Here is a 22742-nt window from a genome sequence, read left to right on the forward strand (position 1 = left end):
ACGGGCCGGTGCCGCCGGGCGCTTGCCCGCCGTTCCCTCGCCGCCGGAGCGGCCGAGCACCGCCTTGTCGCCGCCCTTGGTCAGGAACACCTGCTCGCCCTTCTTGCGGCCCATGCGCATGCCTTCGCCGCCGGAATTGCCGGTGCCGGCGGGCTGCCAGTTGGGGACGAGATGGTGCTTGCCGGGGCCGATCAGATCGGCGCGGCCCATCGCCTTCAGGGCCTCGCGCAGCAGCGGCCAGTTCTCGGCGTCGTGGTAGCGCAGAAAGGCCTTGTGCAGACGGCGCTGGCGCAGGCCCTTCACCGTGTCGACCTCTTCCGAGCCGCCGTGGCGCACGCCCTTCAGCGGGTTGACGCCGGTGTGGTACATCGCCGTCGACAGGGCCATCGGCGAGGGCAGATAGGTCTGGACCTGATCGGCGCGATAGCCGTTCTTCTTCAGCCACAGCGCGAGGTTCATCATGTCCTCGTCGGTGGTGCCGGGATGGGCGGCGATGAAATAGGGGATGAGGAAATACTTCTTCCCCGCCGCCTGCACCGCCGCGTCGAACAACTGCTTGAAGCGGTCGTAGGTGCCGATGCCCGGCTTCATCATCTTGGAGAGCGGGCCCTCCTCGGTGTGCTCGGGCGCGATCTTGAGATAGCCGCCGACGTGATGGGTCACCAGCTCCTTGATGTAGGCCGGCGACTTCACCGCGAGGTCGTAGCGCACGCCCGAGGCGACGAAGACCTTCTTCACGCCCGGCACCTCGCGTGCCTTGCGATAGAGCTTGATCAGGTCGTCGTGGCTGGTGTTCAGGTTCTGGCAGACGTCGGGGAAGACGCAGGACGGCTTGCGGCACAGCGCCTCCGTCTCCTTGTCCTTGCAGGCCATGCGCCACATGTTGGCGGTCGGGCCGCCGATGTCGGAGATGATGCCGGTGAAGCCTTCGGTCTTGTCGCGGACCTTGCCGATCTCCTCGACGATCGACTTCTCCGACCGCGACTGGATCACCCGGCCCTCGTGCTCGGTGATCGAGCAGAAGGAACAGCCGCCGAAACAGCCGCGCATGATCGTCACCGAGAAGCGGATCATCTCCCAGGCGGGGATCTTGGCGTCGCCGTAGGAGGGATGCGGCGCCCGGGCGTAGGGCAGCTCGTAGACCGCGTCCATCTCGGGCGTCTCGAGCGGGATCGGCGGCGGGGTCAGCCACAGTTCGCGGTCGCCGTGACGCTGCACCAGCGGCCGGGCGTTGCCGGGGTTCGATTCGCGATGGAGCACGCGGGAGGCGCGCGCATAGGCCTCGCGATCGGTCGCCACCTGCTCGAAGGCGGGAAGGCGGACGACCGACGAAGGCCCGGACTTGCGGGCGCCGTCGTCGGCGCTGTCGAGATCGTCGGCGGGGACGACCGTCCATCCCTCGGGCACCGCCGGCTTGATCAGGGCGACACCGCGGACGTCGTCGAAGGTCGAGGGCTCCTCGCCCTTGGCGATGCGATGGGCGACGTCGACGAGCGCGCGTTCGGCATTGCCGTAGAGCAGGATGTCGGCCTTGGCGTCGACCAGGATCGAACGGCGGACCTTGTCGGACCAGTAGTCGTAGTGCGCGATGCGGCGCAGGCTCGCCTCGATGCCGCCGAGCACGATCGGCACGTCCTTGTACGCCTCGCGCACCCGCTGCGAATAGACGATGACGGCGCGGTCCGGGCGCTTGCCGCCCTCGCCGTTGGGCGTATAGGCGTCGTCGTGGCGCAGCCGCTTGTCGGAGGTGTAGCGGTTGACCATCGAGTCCATGTTGCCGCCGGTGATGCCGAAGAACAGCGTCGGGCGGCCGAGGGCACGGAAGGGCTCGGGGCTCGTCCAGTCGGGCTGGGCGATGATGCCGACGCGGAAGCCCTGACGCTCCAGCACGCGGCCGACCACCGCCATGCCGAAGCTCGGATGGTCGACATAGGCATCGCCCGTCACCAGGATCACGTCGCAGGCGTCCCAGCCGAGCGCGTCCATCTCGGCGCGCGACATCGGCAGGAAGGGCGCCGTGCCGAAACGCTGGGCCCAGTACTTGCGGTGCGAAAAGAGGGGAGCGGTCTGAGTCATCGGGCGATCCATAGGGCGAACGCCGGCGCCGTCAAGGAAAGATGCGCGCGGAAAGCCGCGCCGAGGCGTGTGCCGGGCCATGTCGACGCGCGGCGTGGCCAAAGTGACGCAGGAAATCGAACTTTGCGTATCACTGCGGATCTCGCCGCCCGCGATCCGGGTTAGGGTGCAAGGCCGCGACGACGGCAATTTCCGCGACAGGCCACGGGACGACGCATGCATCTCAACCCCTCGACCAACGGCGCGCTGCGCATCCTGATGATCTGCCAGAAGAACCAGGGGCGCCCGGTGACCATGCCGGAGATGTCGCGCGATCTGGGGCTGACGGAATCGTTGGTGGTGAAGTCGTGTCACGAGCTGATGCGCGCCGGCTACATCCGCGGACGCCGCGGCAACGGCGGCGGCTATCGCCTGGCGCGGCCGGCCGAGGCGATCGACGTGATGGAGATCGTCGAGCTGTTCGAGGGCGAGGAGAACCTCTTCCCTTGCCGGCTCCGGCAGGAGGAACAGTGCCGCATCGTCGCCGCCTGCCGGCTGCGCAAGGCCTGCGAGCGCGCCTACGACGCCTTCAAGGCGGAGCTGAAGGGCTGGAGCGTCGCCGACATCGCGCTCGAGGCCTGAGGCTCACGAGAGCCGTTCGACCACATCGGCCGCCGCCGCCGCGGCGCGCAGGGCATCACATTCGCTCGCCGTGGCGTCGCTGCCGTCGAGATCGAGGATCGACAGGACCTCGCCGCCGTTCGTCGTGATGTCGGCGATGGTGACGCCGTCGAGTTCGTCGAGGAAGACGTCGCGCGCCTTCTCCAGCGCCGTCGACAGGCGGCAACGGCCGACCAGCGGGCACGACGCGGTCTCTGGCGAGAAACACTCGACGAGGTCGAAGCCCTCCTCGGTGCGCCGGACGATCTCGCCGATGGTGATCTCGGCGGCCGGACGGGCGAGGCGGAAGCCGCCGTGGTTGCCGCGCAGGTTCTCGAGATAGCCCCACTGGCCGAGCTGGTGCACGCATTTGACGAGGTGAGCCCGCGAGATGCCGAAGGCATCCGCCACCTGCTGCACGGTCGACAGCTTCGGCGCCCGCATGGCGGCCACCATCAGCGTGCGCAGGGAGAAGTTCGAGTAGCTCGTCAGTCGCATGGTCACTCCCGCCGGGCGCGCCCGAGGACCGTCGTCGCGGCCCATCCGTCATCTCACGGGCGGCCCCCGCCCGCCATCCGTGGTTTGCCGGAAATCGGCTGAAACCGGCTGAAATCCGCGGTTCCGGCGGACGAACCGCGTCGCCCCGCGTGGGCGGCGGCGTCGAAGGCAGTCGGTGGCCGAAGCCTTCGCGCCCGAGACAAGGCGGCCGACGTCCGAATCCCCTGTTTCGATGGTGGCCGGCGGCCGAAGTCGCTGTTCCGTAGGCGGCCGGCGGCCGCCGGGCCCCATTGAGAGCAAGGGACGGGACCCGGCAGCCGCCGACACCGCGACGCGCCGCGTCGCGGGCCTTTCGGTCGCACGGGACGACCGCGAGGCATGGCGGCACCCTAGCGGCCTAAAGTTATATACGCAATATGTCTTTCGTCGACGCGACCCGCCCTTGCGGTTTCTACGTGCGACAGGCGGGCGGCGCCGGTGGCGCAGCGCGGATGCCGGCGACGACGTGGCCGACGACCGCGGCGAGCACGATGGCGCCGCCGATCAGGCCCTCGCGGGTCGGCGCCTCGCCGAAGGTCGCCCAGACCACCGCCGGGCCGAAGACCAGATCGAGGGCGACGATCAGTGCGCTCTCGGCCGCCGGGATGCGCCGCGATCCGGCGAGGAACAGCGTGCCCGCCAGCACGAAGTTGGTGAAGCCGAAGGCGGCGAGCAGCCCCCAGTCGACCGGCGCCACGCCGTGCGGCGAGGCGAAGGGCGCGGCCAGCACCAGATTGGCGGCGACCGCCAGGATGTTGGGCGGGGCGACCGGCATGTCGGGGGCGGCGCGGGCGATGACGATCATCGAGGCGAAGGCGAGCATCATGACGACCGCCAGTGCGTCGCCGAAGAGCCGCCCGTGGCCGAGCGAGCCGGAGACGACGATCCCGACGCCGACCAGCGACACGAAGCCGGCGACGACGGTGCGCCGCGGCACCCGCTCGCCGAGGAAGACACGGGCGAGGAGGGCCGCCGCGAAGGGCGAGGCGGCGCCGATCACCGCGTTGTCGGCGACCGACGTGTGGTAGAGCGAGGCGATGGTGGCGAAGGCGCAGACGACCGCGGCGGCGGCCTGGGCCACGCCCATCCGCCCCATCGAACGGAAGGCCGTGACCGCGCCGCGCCCCTCGCGCACGAAGAAGATCGCGAGGAGGAAGGCGAGGCCGAAGGCCGAGCGGCCGGCGAGCGTGGTGAAGAGGTCGGTGCCGAGCACGCGCGTGAAGAAGCCGGTCAGCGCCCAGCTGACCGTCGCCGCCGTCACCAGGACGACGCCGATGAGATGATCCCGCGCAGGACGAACCGACGACATCTGGCCTCCGACACCCGTCGGAACGGCCCGACTGGACGATCGTCTAACACGCCTCGCCGCCCGCCCCAAGAGGCGGCGGCCACGCCGCCGTCCCCGAAGAGCGGCCGAGCGAGCGGCGAGGCGGAGACGTCACCCGACGTTCGCGGCGAGCAGCACGTCGAGATCGACGATCGCGGCGCAGCGGTCGGAGAGGGCGACGAGGCTCGCCGCATGGAGGTCGGCCGCCGCCAGCACGCCGCCCGCAGGCGTCGGCAGGTCGCGGGTGGTGCAGGCATCGGCGACGACGGTGACGGCGTGGCCGCGGTCGGAGGCCTCGCGCACGGTGGAGGAGACGCAATTGTGCGTCATGAAGCCGGCGACGATCAGCGGCGCCGTGCCCGACGCCGGCAGGTGATCGAGCAGGGTCGTACCGACGAAGGCGGAGACGCGGGTCTTCTCGACCACCGCCTCGCCCGGCGCCGGCACGATCTCGTCGACGAAGGCGCCGCGCGGCGCGGCCCGGTCGAAGGCACCGCCGGCGCGGCCGGCATGGGCGACGTGGATCACCCGTCCGCCCGCCGCGCGCACCGCCGCGACGAGGCGGACGGCCTTGGCGATCGCCGGTTCGACCGCGGCGAGCTGCAGGGGACCTGCGCGATACTCGTTCTGCACGTCGATCAGCACCAGCGTGGCGTCGGCGAGGCGCGGCAGCGGCGGCACGGCGCCGGCCATGGCGAGGAGGGTCTTGGGGGAGGAAGCGGTCATCGGGGGCTCCTTGTCTGGACCATGCCCATCGATCGCACGGCGACATTCGCAGGAAAATCGGCGATGATCGGTCTCGAGACTGCAAAAACGCAGGGACGATCATGCCGAACCCCACCCTCGACTGGGACGACCTCCGCCTCGTCCTCGATCTCGCCGACCTCGGCACGCTGTCGGCGGCGGCTCGCCGGCGCGGCGTCGACCAGACCACCGCCTCGCGCCGTCTCGCCCGCATCGAGAAACGGCTGGGGCTCCGCCTCTTCGACAGGATCGACCGCCGCTTCGTCGCGCTGCCCGCGGTGACGGAGGTCGTCGGCGAGCTGCGCGCCATGGCGGAGGCGGCGCGGCGGGTCGAGACGCGGCTCGTCGGCGAGCGCCTGCGGCTCGACGGTCACGTCTCGGTCTCGACGCTGGAACTCCTCGCGACGCGGATCATAGCGCCGGCCTTGGCCGACTTCCGCCGCGCCCATCCCGGTGTCCGCCTGTCGCTCGATCTCACCGACGCCAACGTCTCGATCGCGGCGCGGCAGGCCGACATCGCCGTGCGCCTCGCCCGGCCGGCGGAGGACGACGCGCTCGCCCGGCGGATCGGCCGGCTCGCCTTCGGTCTCTACGGGCCGGCCGACGCCGAGGCGCCGGACCGCCTGCCGCTCGCCGCCTACGGCGAGAAACTCGCCCACGTGCCGGAGAGCCGCTGGCTCGCCGAACACATGGGCGGCGTGGTGCCGAGTTTCCGCGCCGACACCGCGGCGGCGCTGCTCGAGGCGGCGGTGGCGGGGCATCGCGCGGTGCTGCCGCGCTTCCTCGCCGCGGCCGACCGACGGCTGGCGCCGATCGCCACCGAGGCGGCGCTGCCGACGCGTGAGATCTGGCTGCTGGTCCATCCCGAGCGGCGCCGCGACCCTTCCGTGGCGGCGACCGTCGACTGGCTCGCCGCCACCTTCGCCGCCCGCGCCGACATGGGCGCCGACACGGGCCCCGATGGCGTCAGTTGAGGATCGCCACCAGGAAGTCGGGGTGCAGCGCCGTCCAACCGTTGAAGCCGGCGATGGCGAAGACGATGCCGCCCGAGCCCAGCGCCGTGGCGACGCCGAAGAGCCAGCGCACCCGCGTCAGCGCGGTGACCGCGAAGAGCGCCAGGGCGATCGACAGCATGGCGTCGGAGAGATCGAAGAGATCGTCGCGATCGTTGCCGGCGTTGTAGGCGGCGTCGCGGGCCTTGGCCTTGGCGGCGGACTCGTCGGCCCGCGCCTTGTAGGCGTCGGCCTGCTTCTTCCACTCGCCGAGCTTCGCCTCGAGCTCCGGCGTCATGGGCTGCGTCGCCTTCGTCTGCTCGATCGCCAGCTCGATGCCGAACTGGCGCTGGCGGCGCGCCTGATACTCGTTCCAGAAGTCGACCGTCTCGGCCTGGGCCTTCTGCATCGCCTGGACGATGTTGTCGTCCTTGATCTTCGACACCGCCATGAAGGCCGAAATGACGGCCACCGCGATGGCGATCCAGTTGTTGAAGCGGTCGCGGCTGGCATCGTTCTCGCCACTCGACGAAGCCTGCGGAATTTCGAACTCGGCCATGGTCCCTCCCGGAAGGCCCGATACGGAAGAGACACACTCTGACGCCGATCAAGGCAATCTCGTGAACGAGATCGAAGGTCGCGCCTTGTCACGATGATATAAAGAAATCTTTATATCCTTATTGCCATGGTGGCGCCGCTCGTCTACAAGGCGCCATCCGGCACCGCCTCGAGGGCGGTGCGCCCGCGCGCGCCTCGGCGCGCCCCGTCGAGGGGAGACGCCCTCGCGACCTTTCGGAGATCGACATGACGAAGTTCACCGACTACGCCGTCAAGGACATGAGCCTCGCCGACTGGGGCCGCAAGGAGATCGCCATCGCCGAGACGGAGATGCCCGGTCTGATGGCGGTCCGTGCCGAGTACGGCCCGGCCCAGCCGCTGAAGGGCGCCCGCATCGCCGGCTGCCTGCACATGACGATCCAGACGGCGGTCCTGATCGAGACCCTGACGGCGCTCGGCGCCGAGGTGCGCTGGTCGTCGTGCAACATCTTCTCCACCCAGGACCACGCCGCCGCCGGCATCGCGGCCGCGAACATCCCGGTCTTCGCCCACAAGGGCGAGAGCCTGGAGGAGTACTGGGCCTTCGTCGCCAAGACCTTCGAGTGGCATGACGGCGGCGTGCCGAACATGATCCTCGACGACGGCGGCGACGCCACCATGTACGTCATCCTCGGTGCCGAGGCCGAGAAGGACATCACGGTCCTCGCCAACCCGGGCAACGAGGAAGAGATCGTCTTCTTCGCCGAGATCAGGAAGCGCCTCGCCGCCCAGCCGGGCTGGTTCGCCAAGGTCCGCGCCTCGATCAAGGGCGTCTCGGAGGAGACCACCACGGGCGTCCATCGCCTCTACATGCTCACCGAGCAGGGCCGTCTGCCCTTCCCGGCGATCAACGTCAACGACAGCGTCACCAAGTCGAAGTTCGACAACCTCTACGGCTGCCGTGAATCGCTGGTCGACGGCATCCGCCGCGCCACCGACGTCATGCTCGCCGGCAAGATCGCGGTCGTCGCCGGCTACGGCGACGTCGGCAAGGGCTCGGCCGCCTCGCTCCGCAACGGCGGCGCCCGCGTGCTCGTCACGGAGGTCGACCCGATCTGCGCCCTGCAGGCGGCGATGGAAGGCTACGAGGTTGTGACCATGGAAGACGCCGCCCCCAAGGGCGACATCTTCGTCACGGCGACCGGCAACAAGGACGTCATCACCATCGAGCACATGCGCGCGATGAAGAACAACGCCATCGTCTGCAACATCGGCCACTTCGATGCCGAGATCCAGATCGCGGCGCTGAAGAACTACACCTGGGAGAACATCAAGCCGCAGGTCGACCATGTGGTCTTCCCGGACGGCAAGCGTCTGATCGTTCTCTCCGAGGGTCGTCTGGTGAACCTCGGCAACGCCACCGGTCATCCGTCCTTCGTGATGTCGGCCTCGTTCACCAACCAGACGCTGGCCCAGATCGAGCTGTGGACCAACGGCGGCGCCTACGAGAACCGCGTCTATACGCTGCCCAAGAAGCTCGACGAGAAGGTCGCCTTCCTGCACCTCGCCAAGCTCGGCGTGAAGCTCTCGACCCTGTCGAAGGAGCAGGCCGACTACATCGGGGTCACCGCCGCAGGTCCGTTCAAACCCGACCACTACCGGTATTGATTCGAAGTCGATCGAAACACAATATCTTGGGCGCGACAGAATTTCTGTCGCGCCATTTTCATGTTCTCGTTTCGGACTCTCCCGAAGCCTGCCGTCGATCGGTATCTTGATCGTGATTCGGGGGGCTTCGACCGCGTCACGTCTTCGAAGTCCGATCACAAAGCCAGTCATTTCGCGCGTGGAGAGGACCTTCGACATGGTGGGGCGGAGGAGAGGGCGGATTCCGACGTCGCTCCGACGGTCGGTCTCCCGCTGGGTGATCGCCGCCGCCGGCTGCGGCTGGGCCTTCGACGTGGCGCGGGCGGCCGAACTCGCCGATGTGACCTCGACCCACCAGATCATGCTCACCGCCTCGATGATCGGCGCGGTCGCCGTCGCCGTCGCCTCGGCCGCCGGCATGATGCGTGCCCGCGCCCGGTCCGAGGACACGATCGCCGCGCTCGGTGCCGACAATGCCGACCTCAAGGCGCAGGTCGATCGCGCCGAGGCGCTGCTCGAAGCCGACGATCAGATCATTCTCGCCTTCGGCAAGACCGGCGAGGCGCCGGCCTTCCTCGGCAATCTCGGCCCGGAGGCCGGCGCACCGCGCACGCGGGCCGAGTTCCTCGCCTTCGGCAACTGGCTGATGCCGTCCTCGGCCGGCGACCTCGACCGGGCGACGCAGGCGCTGCGCGAACGCGGCTCGCCCTTCGATCTCGAGATCGCCACCCGTTCGGGCACCCATGTCGAGGCGCGCGGTCGCGTCGCCGGCGGGCGGCCCTTCGTGCGCTTCTCCGACCTCGGTCGCGAACGCCGGGCGCATGCCGAACTCGCCGAGCGTCATCGCCGGCTGATGGCCGACGTCGAGGCGATGCGGGCGCTGTTCGAGGCGATGCCGAGCCCGGTGTGGCTGCGCGGCCTCGACGGCCGGCTCGCCTGGGTCAACCCGGCCTACGCCCGGGCGGTCGACGCGCTCGACGCCAACCAGGCGGTCGCCGACGGGCTGGAACTGCTCGACACCGCCGGCCGCAAGGCGATCGCGCAGGGGCGCAACGCCGCGCTCGCCGTCGACCTGCGTCTGCCCGTCGTGGTGGGCGGCCAACGGCTGACCTACGACGTCGTCGACGTCGCCTCCGCCCACGGCGAGGCCGGTATCGCCATCGACGTCTCGAATCTCGAGCGCATCCAGGCCGAGCTCCGCCGCACCATCGACTTCCACGCCCGCACGCTCGACCAGCTGGCGACCGCCGTCGCCATCTTCGGCGGCGACAAGCGGCTGCAGTTCTACAACGCCGCCTTCCGCTCGCTGTGGGGCCTCGACGCGGCCTTCCTCGAGTCCTCGCCTGACGACGGTGCCGTGCTCGACCGGCTGCGCGCCTCGCGCAAGCTGCCGGAGCAGGCCGACTGGCGCTCGTGGAAGCGCGACATGCAGGCCGCCTACCAGAGCCTCGACGCCCGCGAGCACTGGTGGCATCTGCCCGACGGCCAGACCATCCGCGTCATCGCCAACCCGCATCCGCAGGGCGGCGTGACCTATGTCTACGAGAACGTCACCGAGAAGATCGACCTCGAGAAACGCAACAACGCGCTCGTCCGTGTCCAGCGCGAGACGCTCGACCATCTCTCCGAAGGCGTCGCGGTGTTCGGCTCCGACGGCCGCCTGCGGCTGTGGAACCCGGCCTTCGCCGGCATGTGGCGTCTCGCCGAGACCGATCTCGACTGCAAGCCGCACATCGCCGACGTGGTGCTGCGCATGTCGCTGGTCCACGAGGATCCGGCGACCTGGAACCGCCTCAAGGTGGCGGTGACCGGCCTCGTCGACGACCGCGAGCGGCTGACCGGCGCGCTCGAGCGGCGCGACGGCATGGTGGTCGAATACGGTTCGGTGCCGCTGCCCGACGGCGCGACGCTGGTCACCTTCGTCAACGTCACCGACACGGTGAACGTCGAGCGCGCCCTCGTCGAGAAGAACGAGGCGCTGGAGGAGGCCGACCACATCAAGACCGACTTCGTCGGCCTCGTCTCCTACGAGCTGCGCTCGCCGCTGACCAACATCGTCGGCTTCACCCATCTCCTCGCCGACCAGACCCGCACCGGCCCGCTCAACGACAAGCAGCGCGACTACACGCAGCACATCATGTCGTCGAGCCAGGCGCTGATGGCGATCGTCGACGACATTCTCGACCTCGCCACCATCGACGCCGGCATCATGCGGCTCGAGCTCGGACCGGTCGATCTCGCCCGCACGGTGGAGAGCGCGCTCGAGGGCATCAAGGATCGGTTGACCGCCAACCGCCTCAGTCTCGTCACCGACATTGCCGACGATCTCGGCATCGTCGCCGCCGACGAGAAGCGCATCCGTCAGATCCTCTTCAACCTGCTCTCCAACGCCGTCTCCTTCTCGACCGAGGGCGGCGAGGTCCGCATCCGCGCCCGCCGCGACGGCGGCGAGGTGATGCTGTCGGTCGCCGACGAGGGTGTCGGCATCCCCGAGGAGCAGATCGCCCAGGTGTTCGACCGCTTCTACACCAAGCGCCGCGGCCCCCACCGCGGCGGCGCCGGTCTCGGCCTGTCGATCGTCAAGAGCTTCGTCGAACTGCACGGCGGCACGGTCGCGATCACCTCGACCGAGGGACGCGGCACCGAGGTCGTCTGCCGCATGCCGCTCGCCCCCGCCGAACGCCCGTCCGCGACGGTCGAGCCGACGCCGCTCGGCCTCGCCGGAGAGTGATCGGCGCCCCCGCACCGACACCCGAAGGCCCGACCATGAGCGCCGAACCCGCCGTCCTCGACCTCCGGCTGACGCTCGACGACGAGAGGGCGACCGTCGCCCTCGCCGAGGATCTCGCCGCGATCCTGCGGCGTGGCGATGTCGTCGCGCTCGTCGGCGATCTCGGCGCCGGCAAGTCGACCTTCGCCCGTGCCGTGCTGCGCGCCCTCGCCGACGACGATCGGCTCGAGGTCCCGAGCCCGACCTTCACGCTGGTGCAGAGCTACGACCTGCCGCGCTTCCCGGTCGCTCACTACGACCTCTACCGCCTCTCCGACGGCTCCGAACTCGACGAACTCGGCTTCGACGAGGCGATCGGGGAAGGCGCCGCGCTGGTCGAATGGCCCGATCGCGGTGAGGACCGGCTGCCGGCGACGATGCTGGTCGTCGCCATCGGCCCCGGCGCCGACGCCGACGAACGCGTCGTCCGCCTGACCGGCCCCGCGGCCGCCTGGGGAGCACGCATCGCCCGCACGCTGGAGATCCGTGCCTTCCTCGAGACCGCCGGCTCGCCCCGCGGTCATCGCCGCCACCTGCAGGGTGATGCCTCGTCGCGCTCCTACGAGCGCATTCACGACGAGACCGGCTCGACCGTGCTGATGAACCATCCGCCCGAGCCCGACGACGCCGCCGGCCGCGCCCGGGTTGCGGCGCGCGCCGCCGCCAGGCTCGCCGAGGGGCCGCGGCCCTTCCTGGCGCTCGGTCTGGCGCTCGCCGAGCGCGGCATCTCGGTACCGGAGATTCTCGCCCACGATCTCGATGCCGGGCTGATGCTGCTCGAGGATCTCGGTTCCGAGTTCTGCGTCGCAGGTGAGCCGCCGCTGCCGATCCCGGATCGCTACCGCGCCGCCGTCGATCTGCTGGCGCATCTCCATGGGGCGCCGCTGCCCGAGACGATCGACGACGGCGACGGCGGTGCCTATGCGCTGCCCGCCTACGACCGCGCCAATCTCGAGGCCGAGGTCTCGGTCTTCCTCGACTGGGGCGTGCCGCATCTCCTCGGCCGGCCGGCGAGCGTGGAGGAGCGCGCGTCGTTCCTAGCGCTGTGGGCGCCGCTCTTCGACGAGATCCTCGCCGGTTCGCGCACCTGGTGCCTGCGCGACTACCACTCGCCCAACATCCTGTGGCTCGAGGATCGCGCAGGCTTCGCCCGCATCGGCCTTCTCGACTTCCAGGACACGATCCTCGGCCATCCCGCCTACGACGTCGTCTCGATCGCCCAGGATGCCCGCGTCGACGTCGCCCCGGCGCTCGAGGCCGATCTCGTCGGAGCTTACGTCGCCGCCCGCCGCGCCGCCGATCCCGATTTCGACGAGGGCGCCTATCGCCGCGCCCATGCCATTCTCGCCGCCCAGCGCAACACCCGCATCCTCGGCGTCTTCGCCCGGCTGAAGCATCGCGACGGCAAACCGCACTACCTCGCCCACATGCCGCGGCTGTGGAACTATCTCGATCGTGTGTTCGCCGAGCCGGTGTTGCAGGGCCTGAAGCTCTGGTATGAGGACGTCGTGCCGGGGGACCGGCGCGTCGCCCCGTGATTCCTCAGAGGTTCGGAAGTCTCGCATGACCGCATCGAAGCCGTTCCGCCCGACCCACGCCATGGTGCTCGCCGCGGGCCTCGGCAAGCGCATGCGCCCGATCACCGCGACCACGCCGAAGCCGCTGGTCGAGGTCGGCGGCCGCTCGCTGATCGACCACGGGCTGGAGAAGCTCCGCGCCGCCGGCGTCGAGACCGCCGTGGTCAACGTCCACTGGCTGGCCGATCTGGTCGAGGTCCACGTCGCCAAGTGCAAGACGCCCGCGATCGTCTTCTCCGACGAGCGCGCCGAACTGCTCGAGACCGGCGGCGGCATCGTCAAGGCGCTGCCGCTCCTCGGCGAGAAGCCCTTCTTCCTGATCAACTCCGACAGTTTCTGGATCGAGGGCTATAGCCCCAATCTCGACCTCCTCGCCGCGCGCTGGGACGAGGCGGCGATGGACGCGCTGCTGCTGCTGGCCCCCACCGTCGGCTCGATCGGCTACGACGGCGCCGGCGACTTCCTGATGGACGAGACGGGGCGCCTGTCGCGCCGCACCTCGCCGCGCGTCGCGCCCTTCGTCTATTCCGGCGCCGCGATCCTGTCGCCGCGCCTCTTCGCCGATGCGCCGAAGGGCCGCTTCTCGCTCAACCTCCTGTTCGATCGCGCCCTCGACGCCGGCCGGCTGTGGGGCCAGCGGATGAACGGGCAGTGGTTGCACGTCGGTACCCCGCAAGCGATAAGGGAAGCCGAGGCGGCGATCGCCGAGAGCGCCGACTGATCGGCCGGACCGGCGCCACGGAGGCGGCATGAGCGGCGAAGCGACGTCTCCCGCGATCTCCGATCGGGTCTCCGGCGGGACGCCGCGCGTCGCCTCGATTGCGGCCGGGCGCCCCTTCCTGCCGACGCTGGTCGACGCGCTGCTCGACGGCGAACTCTTCCCCGACTTCCGCTTCGACGGCTCCGATCCGGCGGCGCTCGCCTCCGTCACGCTGCTGGTGCCGACCCGGCGCGCGGCCCGCGCCGCGGCCGACGCGATCGTCGCCGCCGTCGCCGCCCGCGGCTTCGGCCGGGCGGTGCTGCTGCCCGACATCCGCCCCTTCGGCGACGTCGAGGGAGACGGCGAACTGGTCGACGTCGACCTCGATCTGGAACCCGTCGTCGGCCCGCTCGAACGGCGCCTCACCATGACGCGGCTGGTCATGGGTTGGACCAAGCTCCTCGGCGCGGCGACGGCCCATCCGTTGACCGGGACCATGCCGACGCTGCCGACCAGCCCGGCGGACGCGGTGAAGCTCGCCGACGCGCTGATCACGCTGATGGACCAGGTCGTGTCGCAGGGCGTCGACTGGAGCCGGCTCGCGACGCTCGTTCCCGAAGACCATGCGCTCTACTGGCAGTTGACGCGGTCGTTCCTGACGATCGTCACCGAGGCCTGGCCGCACCATCTCGCCGAGATCGGCCGGGCCGACCCGACCGTGCGCCGCCACGAGGCGGTGCGCGCGGCGGCACGGCGGATCGCCGAGAATCCGCCCAAGGGGCCGGTGATCGCCGCCGGCTCCACCGGTTCGGTGCCCTCGACCGCCGATCTGATCGAGGCGGTGGCGCTGAGCCCGCGCGGCATCGCCGTGCTGCCCGGCCTCGACTTCGACCTCGACGACGAGGCCTGGGCGAGCCTCGAACCCGACGTGGGCAGCGAGGCGGACCCCGTCCCGTCGCATCCGCAATACGGCCTCCGCCTGCTCCTCGACCGCTTGGGCCTGACGCGCGCCGACGTCGCGCGCATCGGCGGCGACGGCGGGGTGGACGCGGTCGCCCGCCGGCGGCTGCTGTCGGAGGCGATGCGGCCGGCCGAGACCACCGAGCACTGGCGCGGCTTCGCCGAAGCGGCGGTCGCCGGCGCCTTCGATCTCGGCGGTGCGCTCTCCGGCCTGTCGCTGCTCGAGGCGCGCAACGAGGCGGAGGAGGCGGTCGCGGTCGCCCTCGCCCTGCGCGAGGCGATCGAGGTGCCGGGCGCCACGGCGGCCCTCGTCACCCCCGACCGCAACCTCGCCCGCCGCGTCGCCGCCGAACTCGCCCGCTGGGGCATCGAGATCGACGATTCCGCCGGCCGCCCGCTCGGCCACACCGCGCCGGGCACGCTCTTCCGCCTCGCCGGCGAGGTGGCGCTCTCCGGCTGCGATCCGATCGCGGTGGCGACCCTGCTCTCCCATCCGCTCGCTCGCTTCGGCCGCAACGGCGCGGAGGCGCGACGGCTCGGCCGCGCGATCGAGCTGATCGCGCTGCGCGGCCCGCGCCCCGCCCCCGGCATGGCGGGGTTGATCGCCGCCTTCGACGAGGCCTCGGCCGCGATCGAGGCCAACCCGGGACGCACCGCCGCCCCTCGTCGCCGCATCGGCGCCGAGACGCGCGTCGCCGCCCGCGCCCTGCTCGTCGACCTCGCCGCGATCCTGGCGCCGCTCGAGGCGCTCGGGGCGAAGGGCGACCATCCGCTCGCCGACTGGGTCGCCGCCCAGATCGAGGCGACCCGCCGCCTCGCCCGCGACGAGGACGGGTCGGACGCCCGTCTCTTCGCCGACGAGGAGGGCGAGGCGCTCGCCCGCACCCTCGCCGACCTCGTCGCCGCCGCCGCGGCGCCCGCCGCCGAGATCGCCCTCGACGGGTCGACCTGGCCGGGCTTCCTCGACGCGCTGGTCGGCAGCCGACCGGTCAACCGGCGCACCGCGCCGGGGGCGCGGCTCTTCGTCTTCGGTCCGCTCGAAGCCCGTCTCCTCTCCTTCGATCTCCTGGTGCTCGCCGGGCTCGACGAGGGCATCTGGCCGATCGCCACCCGCTCCGACCCGTGGCTGTCGCGCCCCATGCGTCGCCACATGGCCCTCGAGGCGCCGGAACGCCGCGTCGGCCTCGCCGCCCACGACTTCGTGCAGGGCGCCGCGAGCCCGCGCGTCCTGCTCGCCCGCGCGGCACGGTCCGGCGGCACGCCGACGGTCCCCTCGCGCTGGCTGCAGCGGCTCGCGACGGTGGTGGGCAAGGGCGGGATCGCGACGCTCACCACCCGTGCCGAACCGCATCTGGCCCTCGCGCGGACGATCGACCGCGGCGACGGCACGGCACGGCCGATCGGCCGGCCGAACCCGAAGCCGCCGCTCGACGTGCGCCCGAAACAGGCCTCGGTCACCGAGATCGAGACCTGGATCCGCGACCCCTACGCGGTGCATGCCCGTCGCATCCTCGGCCTCGATCCCATCGACCCGATCGGCCGCGAGATCGGCGCCGCCGAGCGCGGCACCTTCCTGCACGAGGTGCTCGCCGACTTCGTCGAGAAGGACGGCGCCAAGGCGGGACCGGCGGCGCTCGCACGCCTCATCGCCATCGGCGAGGAGAAGCTCGCCGCCTTCGACGCCTTCCCCGAAGCCGTGGCGCTGTGGCGGGCGCGGCTGGCGGCGATCGCGCCGTGGTGGCTCGAGGCGGAGGAAGAGCACGGCGCCCTCGTCGTCGAGCGCCATGCCGAGATCAAGGGCCGCCGCGACACGCTCGTCGACGGCGAGGTCTTCACCCTGACCGGCCGCGCCGACCGGATCGATCTTCTCTCGGACGGCTCGGTCCGCCTGCTCGACTACAAGACCGGCACGCCGCCGAGCGAGAAACAGGTGCAGAGCCTCCTCTCGCCGCAGTTGGCGCTGGAGACGGCGATGCTGATCGCCGGCGGCTTCGATCACGAGGGATCGACCACCTTCGCCGGCCGCACCATCGCCGAGATCGCCTATCTCCACCTCAAGGGCGGGCGCGACGGCGGCGACTGGCAGGAGCGCGCCAAGGCCAAGGGCGACGACGCGCTCGATGCCGCCGGCCTCGCGGAGGCCGCCGAGGATGCGCTGGCGAAGCTCGTCCGCAAGTATCGCGATCCGGCGACCGGCTATCCGTCGCGACCGCGGGTGCAGTTCGAGAAGGCGCGCACCGGCCCCTACGATCACCTCGCGCGCGTCGCCGAATGGGCGGCCGGCGAGGCGGGCGAAGGAGGCGAGGCATGAGCCGCCGTCTCGTCCCCCCCGCAGAGACCGTGTCGCGGCAGAACCGTGCCTCCGACCCCGGCACTTCGGCCTGGGTCTCGGCCAATGCCGGCTCGGGCAAGACCTGGGTGCTGACCCAGCGCGTCATCCGCACGCTGCTCGCCGGCACGCCGGCCAATCGTATCCTCTGCCTGACCTTCACCAAGGCGGCGGCGGCCAACATGTCGAACCGCGTCTTCGCCACGCTCGGCGAATGGGCGACGGCCGACGATGGGGCACTGGCGAAGAAGATCGCCGAGGCCGAGGGCGGCCGCGCCGACGCCGTCCCGCCGAAGCGCCTCGCCCGCGCCCGCCGGCTCTTCGCCGAGGCGATCGAGACGCCGGGCGGGCTGAAGATCCAGACCATCCACGCCTTCTGCGAGTCGATCCTCAAGCAGTTCCCGCTCGAGGCCGACCTCGGTGGCGGCTTCGACATTCTCGACGACCGGCGGACGCGCGAACTCGTCCAGCGGGCGCGCGAGGGCGTGCTGGTCGCGGCGAGTGCGGAAGGCACAACCGGCCCGCTCGGCCGGGCGCTCGCCACCGCGCTCGAGGCGGGCGGCGAGATGGGGCTCGAACGGGCGCTCTCGGCGCTGATCGGCGCGCGCGACGATCTCGCCCGCTGGATCCGCGAGGCCGGCGACCTCGAGGCGGCGATCGCCGAACTCGGCCGCCTGACGGGGCTTCGCGACGGCCGCGACGAAGCCGGCATCCGCGCCGAGATTCTCGCGTCGCCGAACCTTCCAGCGGCCTACGCCCGCGCCCACGCCGAGGCGAGCGTCGCCGGGGCCAAGACCGATCAGGAGCAGGCGGCGAGGCTCTTCGCCGCCCTCGACGAGACGGCGCCGATCGCCGACCGCGTCGCCGCCTGGCGCGCGGTCTTCTTCACCAAGAGCGGCACGCCGAAGGCCGCGCGCAGCCTCGGCACGAAGAAGATCCTCGATGCCCGCCCCGACTTCCTCGACCGTGCGGCGGCGGAAGCGGCGCGGCTCGACGCGCTCTTCGACGAACTCGCGGCCCTCGCCTCTCACCGCGCCTCGGCCGCGCTGCTCGTCCTCGGCGACCGGGTGATCCAGGCCTACGAGGCGGCGAAGCGGGCGCGCTCGGTGGTCGACTTCGACGATCTGGTGGCGCGCACCGCCGATCTCCTGTCGATCCGCTCGGCGGCGGCCTGGGTGCAGTACAAGCTCGACAAGGGCATCGACCACATCCTGATCGACGAGGCGCAGGACACCAATCCGCGCCAGTGGCGGATCGTCTCCGGCCTCGCCGAAGAGTTCTTCGCCGGCGAAGGCGCCCGGCCGAAGCGGCGGACGATCTTCGCCGTCGGCGACGAGAAACAGTCGATCTATTCGTTCCAGGGCGCGGCACCGGAGACCTTCGCGGCGAGCCGGCGGCAGTTCGAGACGGCGGCGCGCGGTGCCGACGAGCCCTTCGCCGGGGTCGATCTGGTGATGAGCTTCCGCTCGGTGCCGGCGGTTCTGTCGGCGGTCGACGCGGTCTTCGCCGAGCCGGCGACGCGAGCGAAGATCCTGTCGGACGCCACCGACTACACCACCCACACCGCGCTGCGTGCCGATGCACCGGGCGAGGTCGCGGTCTGGCCGATGGAACTGCCCGACACGCTCGAGGAGCCGACCGACTGGACCGCGCCGCTCGATGCCGTCGCCGCCACCCAGCCGCATGTCCGGCTGGCCCGCGCCATCGCCGACGAGATCGGCCGCCTGACCGCCCCGGGCTTCCGCCTCGCCGGCACCGGCGCGCGGGTCGAGTATCGCGACGTCATGGTGTTGGTGCGCAAGCGCGGCCCCTTCGTCGACGCGATGAACCGGGTGCTGAAGGAACGCGGCATCCCGGTCGCAGGGCAAGACCGGCTGAAACTCGCCGACCACATCGCCGTGCTCGATCTCGTCGCGCTCGGCCGGGTCGTCGCCATGCCGGAGGACGACCTGTCGCTGGCGGCGCTGCTGAAGAGCCCGCTCGTCGGGCTCGACGAGGACGCGCTGACCGAACTCGCGGCGATCGGCGAGGGCGACGGCCGGCGCGCGCGGTCCGAGAGCCTGTCGGAGGCGCTGACGCGCCGGGCGGCGGGCGATCCGCGCTTCGCCGCGGTCGCCGCCCGCATCGCCCGCTGGCGCGATCTGGCGGCGCGGCTGCCGACCTACGAGTTCTTCGCCCGCGTGCTCTCGGCCGACGGGGGACGTGCCGCCTTCGTCGCCCGCCTCGGCTCGGAAGCGGACGACGTGCTCGACGAGTTCCTCGCCCAGGCGCTCGACGCCGATCGCGGCCCGGCGCCGAGCCTGTCGCGTTTCATCGAGGATCTCGCCGCGGACAGCCCGGAGATCAAGCGCGAGATGGACGAGGCGCGCGACGAGGTACGCGTCATGACCGTGCACGGCTCCAAGGGGCTCGAGGCCTCGGTCGTCTTCCTCGTCGACGGCGGTGCGCCGCCGACCTCGGCCACCCATGCCCCGCCGCTCCTGCGTCTCGCCCACCCGGTACCGGGGCGGCACCCCGCGCTCGCCTGGAGCCGGGGCAAGGCCGATCCGAGTGCCTTCGACGCCGCCAAGGCGTGCGCCCGCGATGCCGCCGAGAACGAATATCTCCGCCTCCTCTACGTCGCCATGACGCGGGCGAAGGACCGGCTGGTGATCTGCGGCCATGCCGGCGCCCGCGGTGCCGATCCGGCGTGCTGGCATTCGCTCGCCGCTTCCGCGCTCCGGGAGAGGGCCGAGGCGGTCCCCGCCGCCGACGGGCGCGAGGTGCTGGTCTGGCGCGAGGGACCGACGGCACCGGTGGCCCTCGAGGCCGACAAGCCGGCGGAGGCCGCGATGCTCGCCGCCGCGCGCCCCGGATGGGTCGACCGGCCGCCGCCGACACCCGCGGTGCCGCGTCGCCTGACGCCGTCGAGCGTCGGCGAGGAGGAGGCATCCGACCGTCGGCCGCGCGCCGCCGACGTGCTCGACGCGGCGCTGGCGCCCGAGAGCCCGGAACGGCTGCGCGGCATCCTCACCCATCGCCTGCTCGAAGTGCTGCCGAACGTGTCGGAAGTGATGCGCGCCGACGTCGCCCGCCGTCACGTCGCGGCGGAGGGCGCGCGGCTCGCCGCCGAGACCCGCGAGGAGATCGTCGCGGAAGTCGAGGCGATCCTCGCCGATCCCGCCTTCGCCGCGGTCTTCGCGGAGGGCTCGCGCGCCGAGGCGCCGATCGCCGGCGAGATCGTCGACGCCAAGGGGGGCCTCGTCTCGGTCGCCGGCCGGATCGACCGGCTGGCGGTGACGGCGACCGAGGTTCTGGTCGTCGACTTCAAGAGCGAACGGACGGACGCGGAACGGGCGCGGGCGAGCGAGGCGCAGGTCGCCCAGCTCGCGCTCTATCGCCGGCTTCTCGGCGAGATCTTCCCCGGCCGACGGGTGCGCTGCGCGATTCTCTGGACGGCGCTCCCGCGGCTCGACGAGATCGAGGCGGCGCGACTCGACGCGGCGGCACGCCGGCTCACGCTTCTATGATCTGGTAGCCGGCCTGCCGACCACCCCCGAGATCTTGACGCTCGGTTGCCGGCTTCCTACGTTTGGCGACGAAGCACGCGACCACGTCCGGTCGCAGGAAAGACGAGGCCTTCCATGGCGACGCAGAAAGTCACCGACGCATCCTTCGAAACCGACGTCCTGAAGTCCGCCGAGCCGGTGGTCGTCGACTTCTGGGCGGAGTGGTGCGGCCCCTGCCGCATGATCGCCCCGGCGCTCGAGGAGATCTCGGCCGAGATGGCCGGCAAGGTCAAGATCGTCAAGCTCAACATCGACGAGAATCCCAACACCGCCATGAAGTTCGGCGTGCGCTCGATCCCCACCCTGATCGCCTTCAAGGGCGGCGAGGCGGCGTCGATGCAGGTCGGCGCGGCGCCGAAGGGCAAGCTCGTCGAGTGGATCAACGGCTCGGTCGCCTGATCGCCCGATCCCATGACGCATCGATCGACCCGGCCGGCGGCGACGTCGGCCGGGTCTTTCGTTTCGAAAGACGCGATTCGGCCTTGAAATCCGCGCCGGGAAATCGCAAATCCCGACCGAACCGTTTTCCGCTCCCCGCGGGAACGCCAGACCGTCCGCGCAAGCCGCGGAATTCGAACGATTGTCCGCTCCCGCGGACCAGCGATCCGAGGACGCCATGACCGACGAGAACGCGATCGACCCGAAGGCCGACGCCGCCCAGCCGAGCGAGACCGCGGCGGAAGCCGCGCCCGAGACCCCGGTCGATCCGGCCGCGGCGCTCGCCGCCGAGAACGCCGAGCTCAAGGACCGTCTCCTGCGCACGCTCGCCGAGATGGAGAACCTGCGCCGGCGGACCGAGAAGGAGATCAGGGACGCCCGCGACTATGCCGTGACCGGCTTCGCCCGCGACCTGCTCTCGGTCTGCGACAACTTCGACCGGGCGCTGTCCCATGCCCCGGCCGAGCTGCGCGCCGACGAGGCGACCGGCGGCAAGGCGTTGGTCGAAGGCGTCGAGCTGACCGGCCGCGAACTGCTGAAGACGCTCGACAAGCACGGCGTCAAGAAGCTCTCCCCGCTCGGCGAGAAGTTCGATCCGAACCTGCATCAGGCGATGTTCGAGATCCCCAACCCGCAGGTCGCAGCCGGCACCGTGCTGCAGGTGATGCAGGACGGCTTCGCCATCGCCGGCCGCGTGCTGCGCCCGGCCCTCGTCGGCGTCGCCAAGGGCGGCCCGAAGGAAGCCCCGGCCGCCGCTCCGACGGAAGCCCCGGCGGGCGTCGACAAGACGGTGTGAGGCGGGGGCCGCGGTTCTGCCGCGGCCTCGCCGACGTGCGCGATGCTTCGAGACGGGCGCCCGATGGGCGCCCTCCTCGGCATGAGGCGCTTGTTTTTACGCGATGAATAGAAAGCGCCTCATGCTGAGGAGGGCCGCCGACGGCGGCCCGTCTCGAAGCATCGCGCACCCGCGCACGGCGTCTCTGCGAGCCCTCACGCCCGCGCGGCACTCGTCGCCGTCGCCGGCCAGACGCCGCTCATCATCGGGATGCCGAGCGGCACCTTCAACCCGGCCTCGCCGAGCTTGGCGCGGGCCTCCGCCGCCGAGATCCGGCCGTCGAGCCGGGCGCGGAAGATCGCCGCCACCGCGATCATGTCGCAGTCGTGCGGCGAGAGGCGGAACGCCCCGACCCCCGCCGCGATCAGCCGCTCGCATTCGTCCAGCACGGCGACGCAGTCGCGCGACATGGTCTGGACGCCGTTGATCGCGAGGAACGCCTCGCCGTCGAGCGTGTCGACCTCGAGCCCGTCCGGGTCCTGGTTGCAGACGAACTGGCAGCTGTCCTTGGCGAGCCCGTGGATGCGGGCGTGATAGCAGCGCCCGGAGATCGCCAGCGGCAGACGGCCGAAGGCATGGACCTGGATCTCGACGCCGAGGCGATTGCCCTCCGCCGCCAGCCGCTCGATCGAAGCCATCGGCAGCTCGTAGGGCAGCGCCACCGACCACGCACCGCGCCGGGCGAAGAAGCCGAGCGTGCCCTCGTCGTAGACGTTGACCAGCGGCGACACCGCGAAGCGCCGGCCGTCGCCGAGATGGGCGAGCGGCGTCATGTCGTTGATCTCGAACTCGACGCCCTCGAGGCTCGCGAGATCCTTCACCAGCTGGCGTTCGCGCTTCAGCGTCGGCAGGGCGAGGGCGTCGACCACCACGGTCTTGCCGGCCCGCGTCAGCCGCTCGATGGCGTCGGGCAGCCGGTCGGCGAAGAAGGGTTCGCGCTTGGAACAGACCACCTCGCCGACATGGACGCGGGTGACCTCCGCCTCGTCGGCGACGCGGGCGTAGAAGTCGGAGAGGTGATCCGCCGACCAGTTGAACAGCACCGGCCCCATCACCAGCGCCGGGGACTTCGTCTCGGTCGTCATC

14 protein-coding genes and 2 pseudogenes are annotated in these 22742 nt (G+C 71.3%); 10 read left to right on the plus strand and 6 right to left on the minus strand.

Annotation, left to right across the window (positions count from 1 at the left end; all coding sequences use genetic code 11):
• Positions 1-72: 72 nt before the first annotated feature.
• Positions 73-2076, minus strand: a pseudogene (locus tag ACT541_RS04875) (YgiQ family radical SAM protein); the annotation flags it as partial.
• 216 nt (positions 2077-2292) lie between these two features.
• Here ACT541_RS04875 and ACT541_RS04880 point away from each other — a divergent pair.
• Positions 2293-2697 (plus strand): Rrf2 family transcriptional regulator, encoded by a 405-nt coding sequence (locus ACT541_RS04880; protein ID WP_476134719.1) that lies wholly within the window; start codon positions 2293-2295, stop codon positions 2695-2697.
• A gap of 3 nt (positions 2698-2700) precedes the next feature.
• On the opposite strand, the gene ACT541_RS04885 is transcribed toward ACT541_RS04880, so the two are convergent.
• From ACT541_RS04885 to ACT541_RS04895, 3 genes are all read right to left on the minus strand, one after another.
• On the minus strand, positions 2701-3213 hold the full coding sequence (locus tag ACT541_RS04885) for an Rrf2 family transcriptional regulator (RefSeq protein ID WP_476134720.1): 513 nt from the start codon (positions 3211-3213) through the stop codon (positions 2701-2703).
• A gap of 451 nt (positions 3214-3664) precedes the next feature.
• The gene (locus tag ACT541_RS04890) at positions 3665-4561 is read right to left on the minus strand and encodes a DMT family transporter (RefSeq protein WP_476134722.1); all 897 of its coding nucleotides are present in this window, start codon (positions 4559-4561) and stop codon (positions 3665-3667) included.
• Positions 4562-4690: 129 nt separating this feature from the next.
• A complete protein-coding gene (locus ACT541_RS04895) occupies positions 4691-5305 on the minus strand; it encodes a cysteine hydrolase family protein (protein WP_476134723.1) in 615 nt (204 codons plus the stop codon).
• Between the two features lie 101 nt (positions 5306-5406).
• Between ACT541_RS04895 and ACT541_RS04900 the strand changes: the two genes are divergently transcribed.
• Complete coding sequence (locus ACT541_RS04900) at positions 5407-6297, plus strand: LysR family transcriptional regulator (protein ID WP_476134725.1); 891 nt, start codon at positions 5407-5409, stop codon at positions 6295-6297.
• Here the strand turns inward: ACT541_RS04900 and ACT541_RS04905 are convergent.
• On the minus strand, positions 6290-6874 hold the full coding sequence (locus ACT541_RS04905; RefSeq protein WP_476134726.1) for a DUF4337 domain-containing protein: 585 nt from the start codon (positions 6872-6874) through the stop codon (positions 6290-6292). The two genes, ACT541_RS04900 and ACT541_RS04905, sit on opposite strands and share 8 nt — an antisense overlap.
• A 245-nt stretch (positions 6875-7119) precedes the next feature.
• Between ACT541_RS04905 and ahcY the strand changes: the two genes are divergently transcribed.
• The 8 genes and pseudogenes from ahcY to grpE all read left to right on the plus strand — a co-directional run bounded on the left by ahcY (position 7120) and on the right by grpE (position 21617).
• Positions 7120-8520 carry an adenosylhomocysteinase gene (ahcY, locus tag ACT541_RS04910; protein WP_476134727.1) on the plus strand — a complete coding sequence of 467 codons (1401 nt, stop codon included), beginning with the start codon at positions 7120-7122 and terminating at the stop codon, positions 8518-8520.
• 196 nt (positions 8521-8716) lie between these two features.
• A complete protein-coding gene (locus ACT541_RS04915; protein WP_476134729.1) occupies positions 8717-11230 on the plus strand; it encodes a sensor histidine kinase in 2514 nt (837 codons plus the stop codon).
• A gap of 35 nt (positions 11231-11265) precedes the next feature.
• A complete protein-coding gene (gene tsaE / locus ACT541_RS04920; protein WP_476134730.1) occupies positions 11266-12807 on the plus strand; it encodes a tRNA (adenosine(37)-N6)-threonylcarbamoyltransferase complex ATPase subunit type 1 TsaE in 1542 nt (513 codons plus the stop codon).
• 25 nt (positions 12808-12832) lie between these two features.
• On the plus strand, positions 12833-13567 hold the full coding sequence (locus ACT541_RS04925; protein ID WP_476134731.1) for a nucleotidyltransferase family protein: 735 nt from the start codon (positions 12833-12835) through the stop codon (positions 13565-13567).
• Between the two features lie 28 nt (positions 13568-13595).
• Positions 13596-16817, plus strand: coding sequence for a double-strand break repair protein AddB (addB, locus tag ACT541_RS04930; RefSeq protein WP_476134733.1), 3222 nt, complete (start codon positions 13596-13598; stop codon positions 16815-16817).
• A complete protein-coding gene (gene addA, locus ACT541_RS04935; RefSeq protein WP_476134734.1) occupies positions 16814-20344 on the plus strand; it encodes a double-strand break repair helicase AddA in 3531 nt (1176 codons plus the stop codon). The genes addB and addA overlap by 4 nt, the downstream gene beginning before the upstream one ends.
• Positions 20345-20455: 111 nt before the next feature.
• Positions 20456-20782, plus strand: a pseudogene (trxA, locus tag ACT541_RS04940) (thioredoxin); the annotation flags it as partial.
• 181 nt (positions 20783-20963) lie between these two features.
• Entirely contained in the window at positions 20964-21617 is a 654-nt protein-coding gene (grpE, locus tag ACT541_RS04945) for a nucleotide exchange factor GrpE (RefSeq protein ID WP_476134736.1), read from the plus strand.
• Between the two features lie 194 nt (positions 21618-21811).
• On the opposite strand, the gene ubiV is transcribed toward grpE, so the two are convergent.
• Positions 21812-22741: a ubiquinone anaerobic biosynthesis protein UbiV gene (gene ubiV, locus ACT541_RS04950; RefSeq protein ID WP_476134738.1), complete on the minus strand. Its 930-nt coding sequence runs from the start codon at positions 22739-22741 to the stop codon at positions 21812-21814.
• Position 22742: the final 1 nt, after the last annotated feature.

The organism is Pinisolibacter sp. DMC100 (assembly GCF_056313705.1).

Bases quoted from the DNA above. Each gene is read 5' to 3' on its own strand.
- ACT541_RS04880 (WP_476134719.1), top strand. From the start codon at position 2,293: ATGCATCTCAACCCCTCGACCAACGGCGCGCTGCGCATCCTGATGATC.
- ACT541_RS04885 (WP_476134720.1), bottom strand. From the start codon at position 3,213: ATGCGACTGACGAGCTACTCGAACTTCTCCCTGCGCACGCTGATGGTG.
- ACT541_RS04890 (WP_476134722.1), bottom strand. From the start codon at position 4,561: ATGTCGTCGGTTCGTCCTGCGCGGGATCATCTCATCGGCGTCGTCCTG.
- ACT541_RS04895 (WP_476134723.1), bottom strand. From the start codon at position 5,305: ATGACCGCTTCCTCCCCCAAGACCCTCCTCGCCATGGCCGGCGCCGTG.
- ACT541_RS04900 (WP_476134725.1), top strand. From the start codon at position 5,407: ATGCCGAACCCCACCCTCGACTGGGACGACCTCCGCCTCGTCCTCGAT.
- ACT541_RS04905 (WP_476134726.1), bottom strand. From the start codon at position 6,874: ATGGCCGAGTTCGAAATTCCGCAGGCTTCGTCGAGTGGCGAGAACGAT.
- ahcY (WP_476134727.1), top strand. From the start codon at position 7,120: ATGACGAAGTTCACCGACTACGCCGTCAAGGACATGAGCCTCGCCGAC.
- ACT541_RS04915 (WP_476134729.1), top strand. From the start codon at position 8,717: ATGGTGGGGCGGAGGAGAGGGCGGATTCCGACGTCGCTCCGACGGTCG.
- tsaE (WP_476134730.1), top strand. From the start codon at position 11,266: ATGAGCGCCGAACCCGCCGTCCTCGACCTCCGGCTGACGCTCGACGAC.
- ACT541_RS04925 (WP_476134731.1), top strand. From the start codon at position 12,833: ATGACCGCATCGAAGCCGTTCCGCCCGACCCACGCCATGGTGCTCGCC.
- addB (WP_476134733.1), top strand. From the start codon at position 13,596: ATGAGCGGCGAAGCGACGTCTCCCGCGATCTCCGATCGGGTCTCCGGC.
- addA (WP_476134734.1), top strand. From the start codon at position 16,814: ATGAGCCGCCGTCTCGTCCCCCCCGCAGAGACCGTGTCGCGGCAGAAC.
- ubiV (WP_476134738.1), bottom strand. From the start codon at position 22,741: ATGACGACCGAGACGAAGTCCCCGGCGCTGGTGATGGGGCCGGTGCTG.